Origin of the sequence: Alloalcanivorax gelatiniphagus (assembly GCF_005938655.1) — a bacterium.
GTDB lineage: Bacteria > Pseudomonadota > Gammaproteobacteria > Pseudomonadales > Alcanivoracaceae > Alloalcanivorax > Alloalcanivorax gelatiniphagus.
In genome coordinates, this window is sequence record NZ_VCQT01000044.1 from 110,591 (window position 1) to 126,764 (window position 16,174).

Consider the following 16,174-nt stretch of genomic DNA (forward strand, 5'->3'; position numbering starts at 1 on the left):
ATCGCCTTCGGTGATGAGCAGGGGAGACCCATGCTACCGGATTTGCTGCAGGAAATGGGCTTTGCCGCCGACGCCGATCGACCGGTGGTGGGGGTCAGCGCCTGCCTGATGGGCAAACCGGTACGCTACGACGGCGGCCACCGCCGCCACGCCCGGGTGCACGATGAACTGGCCGGTCTGGTGCGGCTGGTGGAAGTGTGCCCGGAGGTGGCCGCCGGCCTGCCGGTGCCCCGGCCTCCGATCCAGGTGGTGGAGCGGGAGGGCGCCCGGCGGGTGTACCCGGTCGCACCACCCCACCGGGATCTTACCGATGCCCTGGCCGACCAGGCCAATGCCCTGGACGCACCGCTCAGCGGCTTCGTGGTAAAGAGCCGTTCGCCCAGCTGCGGTCTCGGCACCACCCCGGTGCACGATCAACAGGGCCGCCCGGTCGCCCTCGGCGACGGCGCCTTCGCCGGCGCCCTGGCGCGCCGCCACCCGCATCTGCCCATGGCCAACGACACCGATCTGGACGCGCCGCTGTTCGCCCAGGCGTTTGTGTTGCGGGTGTTCTGTCACCACCATTGGCGTACCGGAGGCGTCGAGGCGCTGACCTCCCTGCGTGCCCGCAGCGGTCAGCTCGACGAACCCTTGTTGTCCGGTACCCAACGCTTTCTCGACCGGCTCGCCGGCGCTTCCCTCTGACCGGCGGGCTTCCCTCTTCCACGGCTTGCGAGGTAAGGCTTTTATGGAGCGACAAAAAGACCGGCTGTTATGGATCGGCGGCCAATACCAACAGGGCACCGCCGGTGAATTCTTCGATACCCTGAACCCCGCCGACGGCCAGGTGATCTGCCGGGTGGCCATCGCCGGGGACGAGGATGTGGAGCGGGCGGTGAACGCCGCCGAGCAGGGCCTGCGTGAATGGCGCGCCCTGGACGGCACCGCCCGGGGCCGGGTGCTGATGCGCACCGCCTGGTTGCTGCGCGAACACCGGGACGAACTGGCGCACCTGGAGTCCCTGGACGCCGGCAAGCCAATCGCGGAAACCCCGGAAGCGGACGTGGATTCCGCCGCCGACTGCCTCGAATACTTCGCCGGGCAGGCGTCCTCCCTGCAGGGTGAATACCAGGAAGTGGACGGCGGCTTCTTCTATACCCGGCCGGAACCGCTGGGCGTGTGCGCCGGCATCGGCGCCTGGAACTACCCGTTGCAGATCGCCGCCTGGAAATCGGCGCCGGCGCTGGCCGCCGGCAACGCCATGATTTTCAAACCGGCGGAGCTGACACCGCTGTCGGCGCTGCGGCTGGCGGAGCTGTTCAAGGAAGCCGGGCTGCCCGACGGCGTGTTCAATGTGGTGCAGGGCTTCGCGGAAACCGGCCAGGCGCTCACCGGCCATCCGCGCATCGCCAAGGTGTCGCTGACCGGCGAGGTGGGCACCGGCAAGGCGGTGATGCGGTCCGCCTCCGACTCGCTCAAAGCGGTGACCCTGGAGCTGGGTGGCAAGTCGCCGCTGATCGTGTTCGAGGACGCGGACCTGGACAACGCGGTGTCCGGCGCGCTGCTCGGCAACTTCTTCACCCAGGGACAGATCTGCACCAACGGCACCCGGGTGTTCGTGCAGGAAAGCGTGCGCGACGCCTTCGTGGAAAAGCTGCTGTCACGGACCCGGGCCCTGCGGCTGGGCAATCCCCAGGACCCGGACACCGATGTGGGGCCGTTGATCAGCCAGGGCCATATGGAGCACGTGCTGTCCTACATCGAAAAGGGCCGGGAGGAAGGCGGCCAGGTACTGATCGGCGGCGAGCGCGCCCGGGTGCCGGGCTGCGAGAACGGCCACTTCGTGGAGCCCACCGTGTTCGACGGGCTCAGCGACGATATGACCATCGTGCGCGAGGAAATTTTTGGCCCGGTGCTGTCGCTGCTCACCTTCCGTGATGAGCAGGAAGTCACCGCCCGCGCCAACGCCACCCCGTTCGGGCTGGCCGGCGGCGTGTTCACCCGCGACCTGGATCGCGGCCACCGCATGGCCGCCAATCTGGACGCCGGCATCGTGTGGATCAACCACTACAACATCACCCCCATCGAAATGCCGTTCGGGGGGTTCAAGCAATCCGGTATCGGTAAGGAAAACAGCCGCCGCGCCTTCGAACACTATACCCGGCTGAAAACCGTGTACGTGGCGAAGGGCGACGTGGAAGCGCCTTACTGAAAGTCGTCCGGGCCACGGCGCCGGGGCGTGCCCAGCCGCTGGCGCCATTGCCATTGCTCCGGCGCGAAGCTGGGCGCGTCACTGCGCAACGGCTCGCGGCCGAGAATATGATCCGCGCCTTTTTCGCCGATCATAATGGTGGGCGCGTTCAAATTGCCGTTGGTCACGGTGGGCATGATGGAGGAATCCACCACCCGCAGGTTGGCCACGCCGTGCACCCGGCATTGCGGGTCCACCACCGCCATGGAATCGGTACCCATGCGGCAGGAGCCCGCCGGGTGATAGGCGGTTTCGGCGGTCTCCGCCAGCCATTCGTCGATCTCCGCGTCGCTGTTCACCTCCGGCCCCGGTGACACTTCCCGGCCCCGGTAGGGGTCCAGCGCCGGCTGGGAGAAGATTTCCCGGGTCAGACGCAGGCCGGAGCGGAACGCCTCCTTGTCCGCTTCCTCGGACAAATAGTTGAAGACGATTTCCGGCGGGTCCTCGGCGTTGGCGGATTGCAGTTTCACCCAGCCCCGGCTCTTCGGTTTGTTGGCGCCCAGGTGCACCTGGAAGCCGTGGCCCTTGAAGGCACTGGAGCCGTCATAGGCGATGGCGCCGGCCAGAAAATGGTATTGCAGGTCCGGGTATTTCAGCCCCGCCCGGCTGCGAATGTAGCCATTCGATTCAAACTGGTTGGACGTGCCCAGCCCCCGTTTCAGGAACAGCCAGTTGGCGCCGATCCAGGCCTTGGCCAGCGGCCCCAGCCAGGCATTGAGCGTGATCTTCTGGGTGCATTCCTGCTGCACCCACACTTCCAGATGGTCCTGCAGGTTCTGGCCCACGCCGGGCAGGTCATGGACCACCTCGATGCCGTGGGATTTGAGGTGCTGCGCCGGGCCGATGCCGGACAGCATCAGCAGTTTCGGCGAGTTGAAGGCGCTGGCGGACAGAATCACCTCGCGGCGCGCGCCCACCCGCCGGGTGCGCCCTCCCTGCAGATATTCCACCCCCACCGCTTTCTTGCCTTCCATGATCACCCGGGTGGTCAGGGCATGGGTTTGGATGTCCAGATTGGGGCGCGACATGGCCGGCTTCAGGTAGGCCACCGCCGTGGAGCAGCGCACGCCGTCGCGCACCGTCATGTCCATGCGGCAGAAGCCTTCCTGGCGGTAGCCGTTGTAATCCTCGGTGCGCCCGTAGCCGGCCTGCTCGCCGGCTTCAATAAAGGCCCGGTAGAGCGGGTTTTCCATATTGTTGCCGTTACAGGTGGTGAGGCCACCCTGGTCGCCCCGGTAGGCATCGGCTCCATAAACACAGTCTTCCGCGCGCTTGAAGTAAGGCAGCACCTCCTGATAGCTCCAGCCCTCGGCGCCCCGTTCCACCCATTCCTCGAAATCGCCGGCGTTACCGCGCACATAGGCAAGCCCGTTGATCGAGGAAGAGCCGCCCAGCACCTTGCCCCGGGCCTGGTGAATCCGGCGCCCCTTGAGGCCGGGTTCGCGCTCGGATTCAAAGCCCCAGTTATAGCGCTTCATGTTCATGGGAATGGAAAACGCGGTGGGCATGCGGATAAAGATGGAGCGGTCGCTGCCGCCGTACTCCAGCACGCGCACGGTGTGTTCGCCGCTTTCCGAAAGCCGGTTGGCGAGCACCGCGCCGGCGGAACCGGCGCCAACGATCACATAGTCGAACATTTCATCAAAGGATGTTTCGCTCATCGATCACTCCTCGCCGCGCACGTCGGAGGCACCGCCGGAGGCGGTTTCGCGGCGCAGATGCAGGTACTGCAAGTGACTTTCGAAATGGTCCACCACATCCTCGATCAACTGATCGTGGGTGTAGCCCATCACGTCATAACCAAGACCGCCTTCGCGCAGGTGCACCTCCACGCGGTAATACACCGCGCGGCTGCTCTGGGCGCGAATCGAGAACGACGGCATGGCACAGGCACGGGGCCAGAGCTGGTAGGTAAAGTCTTCCTCGCCACCCAGGTCCACGTTGAACGACAGATGCTCCTGGTCGCCTTCACCCCGTACCACCTCCGCGTGGTGGCCCTTTTCCGCCAGCGCGGATTTCACGTCGGCGAACGCCCGCGCCGCCACCTCATCGAGGAACTGGCGCATCTGTTTCTGGCTGGGGAAGCTGATCGCCCGGCCCAGGCGGTGGGTCCAGTTGGTGTGACCGCGCGGCGAGCTGGTACGCGCGGACAGGTGCCCGGCAAGAGCGTCGCGGCTGCTGGCCACTTTCATGCCTTCCACCTTGAGCGCCTTGAACAGGCCGATCATGATCAAAAACAGCACGAAGGCGAACGGCAGGCCCATGATCACCACCGCGCTTTGCAGGGCCTCAAGCCCGTCGGTGGACAACAACGCCAGGGTGACGACGCCGATCACCGCCGCCCACACCACACGCATCCAGGCCGGCGCGTCGTTGCTCGGGTCGCGGATAAAACAGGTCAGGTTGGACAGCACCAGGGAGCCGGAGTCGCCGGAAGTGACGAAGAACACGATGGCCAGCACCGTCACCACCACGGTGGTGACCCACACCCAGGGCAGGTTTTCCAGGAACAGGTAGATCGCCGACCCCGGATTGCCCACCGCCTCCTGGCCGAATTCGGTGGCGCCGTTCATCACCAGGTCGATGGCGGAGTTCCCCATCACCGACATCCACACCATCATGAAGGTGAGCGGCAGAATCAGAGTGCCGGCCACGAAGGTGCGAATGGTGCGGCCCCGGGAAATACGCGCCAGGAACAGGCCCACGAACGGCCCCCAGGCGATCCACCAGGCCCAGAAAAACACCGTCCAGGTGTTGAGCCAGTCCTGGGGCGGATCAAAGGCATAGGTGTCGAACGACATGGGCACGAAGCCGGCCAGGTAGTCGCCCACGTTCATGACCAGGGCGTCCAGCAGAAAGCGGGTATCCCCGGCGATCAACACGAACACCATCAACAGCACCGCCAGCAGAATATTGAATTCGGACAGACGGCGGATGCCCTTGTCGACCCCGGTGACCGCCGAGATGGCGGCGAACACCACGATGGTGGTGGCCAGGATCGCCTGGGTGAGCGTGCTTTCCGGAACGCCGAACATATAGTTCAGGCCGAAGTTGAGCTGGATGATGCCGATGCCCAGGCTGGTGGCCACGCCGAACACGGTGCCGAGCACCGCGGCGATGTCCACCGCGTTGCCCACGCCACCGTAGATGCGCTTGCCGAAAATCGGGTAGAGCGCCGAACGGATGGTCAACGGCAGGCCGTGGCGATAACTGAAAAACGCCAGTGACATGCCCACCAGCGTATAGATGCCCCAGCCGGACAGACCCCAGTGCAGGAAGGTGATCTTCATGGCTTCGCGGGCGGCTTCCACGCTGCCGCCCTCCCCCACCGGGGGCTGCAGGAACTGGGTTACCGGCTCGACGATGCAATAGAAAATCAGATCAATACCGATGCCGGCGGAAAACAGCATGGCCGCCCAGGTGACGATATTGAATTCCGGTTCGGCGTGGTCCGGCCCCAGTTTGATGGAGCCGTAACGGGAAAAGGCGATGGCGATGACGAATACCAGATACGCCACCACGGCGAGAAAATAGAACCAGCCGAAGCTGTTGGAGATCCAGGCGAGAATGCCGTAGATCACCGCGCTGGCGGACTCGGTGAAAAACATGGCCCACAACGAAAACAGCACGATAACGATGACCGAGCCGTAAAAGACCAGGGGATTGATACCATCCTGCCGGTCCAGCGGACCGGTGTCCGAGGAAGAAGTCGTGCTCATCCAGTGCTCCTTGAGTGGCAAGCTTATCGTTCAAGGTGATCCGAAAAGCCGGCCGGGGAGGCATGAATGATGGCGAACTCACCGGCGGACCCATGGGCCATTCCGAATCGTGTCGTTCACTCAAGGAGTATTCGGTAGAACCGGTGCGGAGAAAAATGAAACCAGGAAACTGTTACAGCATTTTACCGCGCCGTGAAGATGCAACGAGGTTCACCTTCAGCGGCGGAACGGAATAAAACCGGGTGCCGGTGCGGCGCTTACAGCAACGCCAGCAGCGCCAGCGTGAGCACGCCGAACAGCAGCGACAGCCCCACCAGCGTGCCCCACGGGAAAGGCTTTTTCTGTTCCCGCCCCAGCTCACGCAGCAGCTCCTCGCGCAGCAGCCGGGTGTTGCGGGTATTGGCCTTGTAGATGGCGTCGAAGGCGTCGCCCACCACCGGCACCAGGCCACCCACGAAATCGATCAACATATTGCGCACCATGCGCCGCTGGGTGGTGCCGCTGGCACCGGCGCGGCGCGCTTCCACCAGCACGTAGCAGGCCAGCAGCAAACCGGCCAGGTCGCCGATGCCGGGAATCAGTCCGATCAGCGCCTCGGCGCCCAGCTCGAAGCGGGTAAAGGGAATGCGGAGGCTGGAGTCGGTGAACCGGCTGAACCGGTCCAGTCGTTGCAGCACCGCTTCCTGGCGGGCCCGGCGTTGTTCGTCCATCGGCATTATTCCAGGTAGGTGTAGCCGGCGAGCCCGTCGCGGATCTCACCGAGAAAGCGCTGGCGCTCATCGTCGCGCAGCTGCGATTGGTGGCAGCGCTGCTCCAGGGTGGCGAGCAACCGTTCCGGATCGAAATTCACATAGCGCAGCACCGAACTCACGGTGTCGCCCTGGATCGCGTGGGTCAACTCGATCTCGCCGCTTGGGTTGAGATTCACATCCACCGAGTCGGTGTCGCCGAACAGATTGTGCATGTCGCCGAGGATTTCCTGGTAGGCCCCGACCATGAAGATGGCCAGATGGCCGTTCAGGGTTTCCGGCAACGGCAGGGTGGCCTCCACCCCTTCGCCGTCCACGTACTGGTCGATGCGGCCATCGGAGTCACAGGTAATGTCCTGCAGCACGCCGCGCCGGGTGGCGGGCTGGTCCAGACCGGACAGCGGCAGGATCGGGAACACCTGATCGATGCCCCACACATCCGGCACCGACTGGAACACGGAGAAGTTCACGAACAGCTTGTCCGCCAGCAGTTCGTTCAGCCGGTCGAGCAGGTCGCGCTGCTGGCGGCGGCGCGGATCGAGCCGGTCGCGCAGCGTCAGCAGGCCGTTGATATAGAGCTGTTCGCCGGCGGCGCGCCCACGGATGTCCAGTTCGCCGTTGAGATAGCGCCGGTGCAGGTCCTGCCAGGCCCCCACCAGTTCCGGGTGCACCTCCAGCAGATTGACGCCGCCGGCCTCCAGCAGGCCGTTCAGCCGCCACAGCTCGCGCAATTCGATGCAGGCATCGTCGCCGGGCTCCGCCACCGGCGCCGCCGACAGCCGCTCCTCATCGGTGATGTTGAGCAGCAGCACCGCGTGGTGGGCGGTGAGCGCCCGGCCGGATTCGGAGATCAGGTGCGGCTCGGGCAGATCGTGGCGGGCGCACTGCTCGGTCAGGGTGTGGACGATGTGCCAGGCGTAGTCCGCCAGGTTGTAGTTCATCGAGCAGTAGGAGCGCGAGTGGGTGCCTTCATAGTCCACGCCCAGGCCGCCGCCCACGTCCACCGTGTCCAGGGCCGCGCCGAGGCCGCGCAATTCGGTGTAGTAGCGGGCCGCTTCGCGCATGCCCGCCTTGATGTCCTGGATATTGGCGATCTGCGAACCGAGGTGGAAGTGCAGCATGCGCAGGCAATCCAGCTTGCCGGCCCGGCGGCAGTGCTCCACCGCCTCGATCAGCTGCGGCGCGCTGAGCCCGAACTTGGACTTCTCGCCGCCGGTGTTCTGCCAGTTGCCCTTGCCGATGCTCATCAGCCGCACCCGCAGGCCGATGCGCGGGGCCACTTCCAGGGCTTCCGCCTCCTCCAGCAGCATGGGCAGCTCGGACAGCTTCTCCACCACGATCTGCACCTGAAAACCGAGCTTCTCGCCCATCAGTGCCAGCCGCAGGTACTCGCGGTCCTTGTAGCCGTTGCAGACCACCGTGTCGCCGGGATTGGAGAGCGCCAGCACCGCCAGCAGTTCCGGCTTGGAGCCGGCCTCCAGGCCGACCCGTTCGCCTTCCTCCCGGGCGCGCAGAATCTCGTGCACCACCCGGCGCTGCTGGTTGACCTTGATCGGGTACACCGGCGTGTAGTGGCCACGGTAGTTCTGATCCTGGATGGCATCGCGGAACGCCCCGGCCAGGCGTCGCACCCGGTCACGCAGAATGCCGGAGAAACGGGCCAGTACCGGGGTGCGCAGGCCGGCGGCGCGGCAGGCGGCGAGCACCGCCTCCAGGGTCGCCTCGCCGCCTTCGCCGCCCTGGGGACGGACCCGCAGATGGCCATCGGCGCCGATCCGGAAATAGCCGTCCCCCCAGCGATCCACGTTGTAGATGGCGTCGAACGGGGTGGCGGTCTGACTCATGGGCTTTCCTTCGGCGGCGGGTCTATGGGGTTGTGAAACGGATACCGGCATTATGCCTGCTCGGACGCTGGCAAATCATCCTTGCCACCGTACAATGCCGGTCTTTAACGCAGCGGATTTCTTGCCATGGCTAACCAAGACGATAACTGGTTCATCGAACATTTCGACTCCGCCGGCACCGCCTTCGGGCTGCGCCTGAAGGGCAAGCTGGAGGAGGCGCGCACCCCCTACCAGCACATCGAGATGTGGGACACCGAAACCTTCGGCTACCTGATGACCATCGACGGCGCCACCATGCTGACCACCCGGGACAATTTTCTCTATCACGAGATGATGGCCCATCCGGCGCTGTTCAGCCACGCCGGCGCCCGCAATGTCCTGATCATCGGCGGTGGCGACTGTGGCACCCTGCGCGAGGTGCTGCGCCATGGCGGCGTGGCCAGCGCCATCCAGATCGATATCGACGAGCAGGTCACCCGCTTTTCAGAGAAGTACTTCCCGGAGCTGTGTGAATCCAACGACGATCCCCGCGCCGAGCTGCGCTTCGAGGACGGCGTCAAGTTCATGCAGGAGTGCGAGGCGGAGCGTTTCGACGTGATCATCGTCGATTCCACCGATCCGGTGGGCCCGGCGGAGGGACTGTTCAAGGCCGAGTTCTTCCGGCACTGCCACCGCGCCCTGGCGGACGGCGGCGTGCTGGTGCAGCAATCCGAGTCGCCGCTGCTGCACACCGATACCATTATCCGCGACCTGCACGACAATATGCGCGAGGCCGGTTTCAGCCACACCCGCACCCTGCCGTTCCCGCAGCCGGTCTATCCCAGCGGCTGGTGGAGCTGCACCCTGGCGGGCAAGAACCACGACGTGGGCGAGTTCCGCGCCAGCGATGCCGCCGGCCGCGACTTCGCCACCCGCTATTACAGCGCCGACATTCACAAGGCGGCGCTGGTGCTGCCGCCGTTCATGCAGGATGTTCTTCAGTAATCGCGGCTGAAGCCGCTCCTACAAAACCCTGGGGGGGGGGTACGGGAATCCGTGGGAGCGGCTTCAGCCGCGATCACCCGCCTGGCGGGTCAGATTGAGTAACCACTCAACGTCGCTTCAACAAAGTCCATCCGGTCCTGCCCGAAGAACATCTCCTCGCCGACAAAGAAGGTGGGCGCGCCGAACACGCCGCGCGCCACCGCTTCCTCGGTGGTCGCCTTGAGCGCGTCCTTCACCGCCGGCGTCTGGGCGCGGGCCGCCCAGTGTTCCGCGTCCAGGCCGGCTTCCGCCAGGGTCCGGCCCAGCACCTCCGGGTCCGACAGGTCCCGCTCCCGCAACCACAATCCCTCGAACAGGGCCCGCAGCATGGTGTCGTGCTGGTCGCTGTCCAGCGCCGCCGTGGCCAGCCGCATGCACATCAGGGTGTTGACCGGAAAATGGGGGTTCATGGTCAGGGTGACGCCGTAGCACCGCGCGAAGCGCTGCATGTCGTGGCGGCTGTAGCGGCCCTTGGCCGGCACCGCCGCCGGTGAGGCATTGCCGGTGGCCTTGAACACCCCGCCCAGCAGCATCGGCCGGTAACGCAGGGTGGCGTCGGTGCGCGCCGCCAGGGCCGGCGCCTGGGTCCAGGCCAGGTAGGAGGCCGGGCTGCCCACGTCGAAGAAAAACTCCAGGGTCTGGCTCATCGGGTGTCCTCGCGGTTGGCGGTGGGGAGTCAGAAGGTTTCCATCCAGGGCCGCAGGTCCAGCTCGTGGGTCCAGGCGTCCCGGGGCTGGCTGTGCAGCATCCAGTATTGGTCGGCGATGTGCTCCGGATCGAGAATGCCGTCCCGGTCCTTGAGCGCGTAGCGGTCCGGAAAATTATCGCGGATAAAGGCGGTGTCGATGGCACCGTCGATCACCGGATGGGCCACATGGATGCCCTCCGGGCCCAGCTCCCGCGCCAGGCTCTGGGCCAGGGCGCGCAGCGCGAACTTGGCGCCGGCGAAGGCGCTGAAGCCCTTGCCGCCGCGCAGCGACGCGGTGGCGCCGGTGAAGATCAGCGTGCCGCGCTGCCGTGGCACCATCACCCGCGCCGCTTCCCGGCCGGTCAGGAAGCCGGCGAAGGCGGCCATTTCCCAGACCTTGCGGTACACCCGGGCGCTGGTGTCGCGGATCGGAAAGTTCACATTGGCGCCAATGTTGAAGACCACCGCCTCCAGCGGCCCCACCTGCTCCTCGATGGTGTCGAACAGCGCCACCATCTGGGCTTCGTCGCGGGCATCGCAGCCGAAGCCCCGGGCCCGTCCGCCCTCGGCCTCGATGGCCGCCAGCAGCGGCGCCAGCGCCTCTTCATGGCGGCGGGTCACGCAGGCGGTGTAGCCCTCTCGGGCGAAGCGTCGGGCAATGGCGCCACCGGTGGCGTCACCGGCACCGATTACCAGCATGGCGGGGGCGGACATGGCGGTCTCCTGTGGGTATCCGGATGGTGGGTTCTTTTTTGGAACCTGTCAAACCCGTACACTGGCACAAAGGATCAACTGGAGGCACCCGTGCGCTGGCAAGAACTGGATCAGCAACCCTGCTCCCTGGCACGCAGTCTCGCCGTGATCGGCGACCGCTGGACCTTACTGGTGCTGCGCGATTGCTTTCTGGGCGTGCGCCGCTTCGAACACTTTCAGAGCCGGCTGGGGGTAACCCGGCATGTGCTCAGTGATCGTCTGCGCAAGCTGGTGGAAAACGGTGTACTGAAGAAAACGCCCTATCAGGAACGCCCGCGCCGCGAGGAATACCGGCTCACGGAACAGGGGCTCGCCCTGCATCCGGTGATCGTGCACCTGGTGCAGTGGGGCGACCGCTATCTGGCCGACGGGCGCGGGGCGCCGCTGATTCATGAGCACCGTGATTGTGGCGAGCGGTTTCAGGCACAACTTACCTGCACCGCCTGCGGTGAGGCGGTGGGGCCGCGGGACCTGCGGGTGCGGCAAAATCCGGCGTTTGGCGATGAGGCTCTGGTGGAAGCCGGTGTTGACGTGGAAGACGTCAGCCGCTGACGATAATGGCCAGGGAACAGGCCAGCACACCGAGCACCACAACCAACAGCGCCCGACGCGTCACCGCATTCCAATCCACATGTGCCAGTTCTTTCGGCAAGCTCACTTTGGGTCCCCCCCGGGAATTTTTACGCATATTTTTTTACAGCCAAAATGTGAAATTGTTCACAATTTTGATCCTGCTCCCGGGGCCGCCTTCACGCAATCAGGCGAAGGCGTGAAGCACTCGTCAAGGCACTACGAAGATATCGTCATCACCTTCCGCCGCCGGCGCCGCTCAGACGCCATCTTTCAAGTCATTGATTTGCTGCTCCGCCAGCATCGCCATCACCCGCTGACGCAACCAGCTGTGGCCCGGGTCGGCGCTCTGATCCCGGTGCCAGTAAAGATGCAGTTCCAGACCCGGCACCTCCGCCGGCAGGGGTTCCAGATGGCTGCCCGCCGGCGCCAGTTGCCGCGCCAGCAGCCCCGGCAGGGTGAGCAGCAGGTCGGTGCCCATCACCGTGGCCAGGGCCGCCATGTGGTGCTGGCAGCGCAGGCGGATATTGCGCCGGTAGCCCAGCCGTGAAAGACCGAAATCCTCCATCCCCGGGCCCTCCCGGCGGGACGACACCAGCACGTGCTGGGCGGCCAGATAGGCGGGCAGGTCCAGCTTGCCCACCAGCGGATGGCCCTGGCGCATCAGCACCACCAGCGGGCCGCTCATGATCGGCCGGTGCTCGATGGCCTCCGGCAGCGGCAGCAGAATATCGGCGGCCATGTCGAGCCGGCCGCTGGCCAGTTCGGTGGCCAGTTGCCGGCGCGCCACCGTCATCGATTGCAGCTTCACCCCCGGAGCCTCGTCCACCAGCCCGGCCAGCAACGGCGGCAGCAGGCAGCCTTCCAGGCCATCGCGCAGCCCCAGCACGAAGGTGCGCTCCGCCTCGTCCACATCGAAGCCGCCCTCGTCGCTGAGGCACCGCTGCAGGCCACCGAGGGCATGGCGCACCGGCGTGACCATGGCCCGGGCCCGGCTGGTGGGCACCATACGCGCGCCCTGGCGCACGAACAGCGGGTCGTCCAGCCGTTCCCGCAGGCGCCCCAGCGCATGGCTCACCGCCGGCTGGGTCAGGTTGAGCACCCGCGCGGCCCGGGTCAGGGAGCCCTCGGTGTAGATGGCGTCGAAGACCACGAACAGGTTCAGATCGAAGCGCGATACATGCATGGGATTTATTCCAGATTATTTCCAAGATTCATTCGATTTATTCAAAACCGCTCCCTAGCATGAGGTCAAGCAGCACATCAGGAGTCCTCATGCCGGTTATCTACTTGATCCGTCACGGCCAGGCCAGCTTTGGCGCGGAGAATTACGACGCCCTGTCGGATCTGGGTTGGGAACAGAGCCGGGTGCTGGGCCGCCATCTGCGCGAGCAGAACCTGGGCGCCCCCAGGGTGCTGTGCGGCGCCATGCGGCGGCACCGGGAAACCGCCGACGCCGCCCTCGGTGCCCTGGACCTGCCACGGGAATGGCACACTGATCCCGGCTTTAATGAGTATGATCACCAGAGCTTGATGCAGGTGCACTGGCCGGAGTCCCGGGACCGGGCCGTGGTGGCGGGCTGGATGGCCGAACAGGCCCAGCCGCGCCGCGCCTTTCAGGCGCGCTTCGAGGAAGCACTGCGGCGCTGGCAACGGGGCGAGGATCAGTACCCGGAGAGCTGGCCGGCGTTCCGCGAGCGGGTGCTGGCGTCCCTTTACAGTCTGGGCAACGGCCTGGAGAAGGGCGACAGCGCTCTGGTGTTCACCTCCGGCGGCGCCATCAGCGTGGCGATCCAGCACCTGCTCGGGCTGGACGACGAAGCCCTGATCACCTTCAATCGGGGGCTGATCAATACCAGCGTAACGCGGTTGCTGGTGAACACCGGCCGGCTGCGGCTGGCCACGCTCAACGAGCACCTGCATCTGAGCGGAGACCTGCTGACCTACCGCTAAAGAGGATTGCCCGATGACCACCCGCGCCAACATTCTGATCACCGGCGCCAGTTCCGGCCTGGGGGCCGGCATGGCCCGCCTGTTCGCCGCCAAGGGACGCAATCTGGCCCTGTGCGCCCGGCGCCTGGACCGGCTGGAAGCGCTGCGTGATGAACTGCTGGCGATCAACCCCGCCATCACCGTGGCGATCCAGCCGCTGGATGTGAACGATTACGACCGGGTGTTCGAGGTGTTCCAGGGCTTCCAGCGGGAGCTGGGCCGCCTGGACCGGGTGATCGTCAATGCCGGCCTGGGCAAGGGCCAGCCGCTGGGCACCGGCTATTTCCACGCCAACCGGCAGACCGCCGAAACCAACTTCGTGGCGGCCCTGGCCCAGTGCGAGGCGGCCATGGAAATCTTCCGGGCCCAGAACGACGGCCATCTGGTAATGATGTCGTCGATGAGCGCCATGCGCGGCATGCGCAAGAACATCAACACCTACGCCGCCACCAAAGCCGGCGTGGCCAGCCTGGCGGAAGGGTTGCGCATGGAGATGCTGGGCAAGCCGATCAAGGTGAGCACCATCTACCCCGGCTATATCCGCTCGGAAATCAACGAGAAGGTGGAGAAGGCGCCGTTCATGGTGGACACCGAGACCGGCTGCCGGGCCCTGGTGGCCGCCATCGAGAAGGAGCCGGCCAAGGCCTATGTGCCGTCCTGGCCCTGGGCGCCGCTGGGCTTCGCCATGCGGGTGCTGCCCCTGTCGCTGGTCCGCCGCATGACCTGATGCCGGCCCAGTGCCATCTTCATCGCGGCTGAAGCCGCTCCTACAACACCCCGACCTGCGCCGGCGACAAACCCTGTAGGAGCGACTTTAGTCGCGATCCGGGCGGTGCCATCTTCATCGCGGCTGAAGCCGCTCCTACAACACCCCGACCTGCGCCGGCGATAAACCCTGTAGGAGCGACTTTAGTCGCGATCCGGCCGGTGCCAACTTCATCGCGGCTGAAGCCGCTCCTACAACACACCCAACCTGCGCCGACGATAAACCCTGTAGGAGCGACTTTAGTCGCGATCCGGCCGGTGCCAACTTCTTCGCGGCTGAAGCCGCTCCTACAACACCCCGACCTGCGTCGGCGACAAACCCTGTAGGAGCGACTTTAGTCGCGATCCGGCCCGGTGCCATCTTCTTCGCGGCTGAAGCCGCTCCTACAACACACCCGACCTGGGTCGGCGATAAACCCTGTAGGAGCGACTTTAGTCGCGATCCCGGCGGTGCCAACTTCTTCGCGGCTGAAGCCGCTCCTACGGTAGTCCCGGCTTGCGGCCATAAAAAAGGGCGCCCGAAGGCGCCCAGCTTTGTTCCAAGGAAGGAAACAGAATCAGCTTTTCACGAATTCCGGGTAGGCTTCCATCCCGCAGTCGATCAGGTCCATGCCTTCGTACTCTTCCTCTTCGCTGACACGGATACCGACCACCGCCTTGAGCACGCCCCAGACGATCAGGCTGGCCACGAACACCCACACGAAGATGGTGATGGCGCCGACGATCTGACCGACGAAGGTGGAGCCGTCGTTGGTGAAGGGCACCAGCAGCAGACCCAGCAGACCGACCACACCGTGCACGGAGATGGCACCGACCGGATCGTCGATCTTCATCTTGTCCAGGGCGATGATGCTGAACACCACCAGCACGCCACCCATGGCACCGAACAGCGTGGCGGTCAGGGCGGTGGGCGTGGACGGCTCGGCGGTGATGGTCACCAGACCGGCCAGGGCGCCGTTGAGCAGCATGGTCAGGTCGGCCTTGCCGAACAGGAAGCGACCGACGATCAGGGCGGCCACGGCGCCACCGGCGGCGGCGGCGTTGGTGTTCAGGAACACCATGGCCACGGAGTGAGCATTGGCGGCGTCGCCCAGTTTCAGCACGGAACCACCGTTGAAGCCGAACCAGCCCATCCACAGGATGAAGGTACCCAGGGTAGCCAGCGGCAGGTTGGCGCCGGGGATCGCGTGGATCTGGCCGTTGGGGCCGTATTTGCCTTTACGCGGGCCGAGCAGCAGCACACCGGCCAGGGCGGCGGAAGCGCCGGCCATGTGCACGATGCCGGAGCCGGCGAAGTCGGAGAAGCCCAGGTCGCCCAGGTTGTACATGCCGAACACGTCGGCACCGTTCCAGGTCCAGGAGCCTTCCATCGGGTAGATGAAACCGGTCATCACCACGGCGAACGCCAGGAACGCCCACAGCTTCATCCGTTCGGCCACGGCACCGGAGACGATGGACATGGCGGTGGCCACGAACACCACCTGGAAGAAGAAGTCAGACGCCGTGGAGTACACGGAGTCGCCGTCGAAGCCGTTGGAGGCGGAATCCGCCAGCACGCCGGCCAGATCGAAGGACTCAATGCCGTTCAGGAAGATGCCGCCGTCGTACATGATGGCGTAGCCGCACACCAGGTACATGATGCAGGCAATGGCATACAGCGCCACGTTCTTGGTAAGAATTTCAGTGGTGTTCTTGGCACGCACCAGACCCGCCTCAAGCATGGCGAAGCCGGCGGCCATCCACATTACCAGCGCGCCACACACCAGGAAATAAAAGGTGTCGATGGCGTACTGAAGCTCGAAAATTTGATTTTCCACGTTGCAACCCTCCGAGAATTTGGA

At 65.3% G+C, this 16,174-nt stretch carries 14 protein-coding genes; 6 read left to right on the forward strand and 8 right to left on the reverse strand.

The annotated features are described in order from the left end of the window. Positions 1–30: 30 nt before the first annotated feature. Together FGS76_RS14680 and betB are read left to right on the forward strand one after the other, a co-directional pair. Positions 31–684, forward strand: coding sequence for a 2-thiouracil desulfurase family protein (locus FGS76_RS14680; RefSeq protein ID WP_138773394.1), 654 nt, complete (start codon positions 31–33; stop codon positions 682–684). A gap of 43 nt (positions 685–727) precedes the next feature. Beyond that, the gene (gene betB, locus FGS76_RS14685) at positions 728–2,191 is read left to right on the forward strand and encodes a betaine-aldehyde dehydrogenase (protein ID WP_138773395.1); all 1,464 of its coding nucleotides are present in this window, start codon (positions 728–730) and stop codon (positions 2,189–2,191) included. Here the strand turns inward: betB and betA are convergent. From betA to speA, 4 genes are all read right to left on the reverse strand, one after another. Beyond that, complete coding sequence (gene betA / locus FGS76_RS14690) at positions 2,185–3,891, reverse strand: choline dehydrogenase (RefSeq protein WP_138773396.1); 1,707 nt, start codon at positions 3,889–3,891, stop codon at positions 2,185–2,187. The two genes, betB and betA, sit on opposite strands and share 7 nt — an antisense overlap. Positions 3,892–3,894: 3 nt before the next feature. Continuing rightward, on the reverse strand, positions 3,895–5,949 hold the full coding sequence (gene betT, locus FGS76_RS14695; RefSeq protein ID WP_138773397.1) for a choline BCCT transporter BetT: 2,055 nt from the start codon (positions 5,947–5,949) through the stop codon (positions 3,895–3,897). A 257-nt stretch (positions 5,950–6,206) separates the two neighbouring features. Continuing rightward, a complete protein-coding gene (locus FGS76_RS14700) occupies positions 6,207–6,659 on the reverse strand; it encodes a DUF4112 domain-containing protein (RefSeq protein ID WP_138773398.1) in 453 nt (150 codons plus the stop codon). Between the two features lie 5 nt (positions 6,660–6,664). Then, complete coding sequence (gene speA / locus FGS76_RS14705; protein WP_138773399.1) at positions 6,665–8,542, reverse strand: biosynthetic arginine decarboxylase; 1,878 nt, start codon at positions 8,540–8,542, stop codon at positions 6,665–6,667. A gap of 126 nt (positions 8,543–8,668) precedes the next feature. Here speA and speE point away from each other — a divergent pair, with 126 nt between their 5' ends. Further along, entirely contained in the window at positions 8,669–9,526 is an 858-nt protein-coding gene (gene speE, locus FGS76_RS14710; RefSeq protein ID WP_138773400.1) for a polyamine aminopropyltransferase, read from the forward strand. Between the two features lie 89 nt (positions 9,527–9,615). Here the strand turns inward: speE and FGS76_RS14715 are convergent, their stop codons facing one another. After that, entirely contained in the window at positions 9,616–10,212 is a 597-nt protein-coding gene (locus FGS76_RS14715; protein ID WP_138773401.1) for a 2-hydroxychromene-2-carboxylate isomerase, read from the reverse strand. A 29-nt stretch (positions 10,213–10,241) separates the two neighbouring features. Then, on the reverse strand, positions 10,242–10,967 hold the full coding sequence (locus FGS76_RS14720) for an SDR family oxidoreductase (protein ID WP_138773402.1): 726 nt from the start codon (positions 10,965–10,967) through the stop codon (positions 10,242–10,244). Positions 10,968–11,057: 90 nt separating this feature from the next. Here FGS76_RS14720 and FGS76_RS14725 point away from each other — a divergent pair, with 90 nt between their 5' ends. Beyond that, positions 11,058–11,558 (forward strand): winged helix-turn-helix transcriptional regulator, encoded by a 501-nt coding sequence (locus FGS76_RS14725; protein ID WP_138773403.1) that lies wholly within the window; start codon positions 11,058–11,060, stop codon positions 11,556–11,558. A gap of 277 nt (positions 11,559–11,835) precedes the next feature. Here the strand turns inward: FGS76_RS14725 and FGS76_RS14730 are convergent, their stop codons facing one another. Continuing rightward, a complete protein-coding gene (locus FGS76_RS14730; protein WP_138773404.1) occupies positions 11,836–12,762 on the reverse strand; it encodes a LysR family transcriptional regulator in 927 nt (308 codons plus the stop codon). An 89-nt stretch (positions 12,763–12,851) separates the two neighbouring features. Between FGS76_RS14730 and FGS76_RS14735 the strand changes: the two genes are divergently transcribed. Beyond that, positions 12,852–13,529, forward strand: a complete 678-nt coding sequence (locus FGS76_RS14735; protein ID WP_138773405.1) for a histidine phosphatase family protein — start codon at positions 12,852–12,854, stop codon at positions 13,527–13,529. A gap of 13 nt (positions 13,530–13,542) precedes the next feature. Further along, positions 13,543–14,295 carry an SDR family oxidoreductase gene (locus tag FGS76_RS14740; protein WP_138773406.1) on the forward strand — a complete coding sequence of 251 codons (753 nt, stop codon included), beginning with the start codon at positions 13,543–13,545 and terminating at the stop codon, positions 14,293–14,295. Between the two features lie 595 nt (positions 14,296–14,890). Here the strand turns inward: FGS76_RS14740 and FGS76_RS14745 are convergent. Next, the gene (locus FGS76_RS14745) at positions 14,891–16,150 is read right to left on the reverse strand and encodes an ammonium transporter (RefSeq protein ID WP_138773407.1); all 1,260 of its coding nucleotides are present in this window, start codon (positions 16,148–16,150) and stop codon (positions 14,891–14,893) included. Between the last annotated feature and the right edge of the window lie 24 nt (positions 16,151–16,174).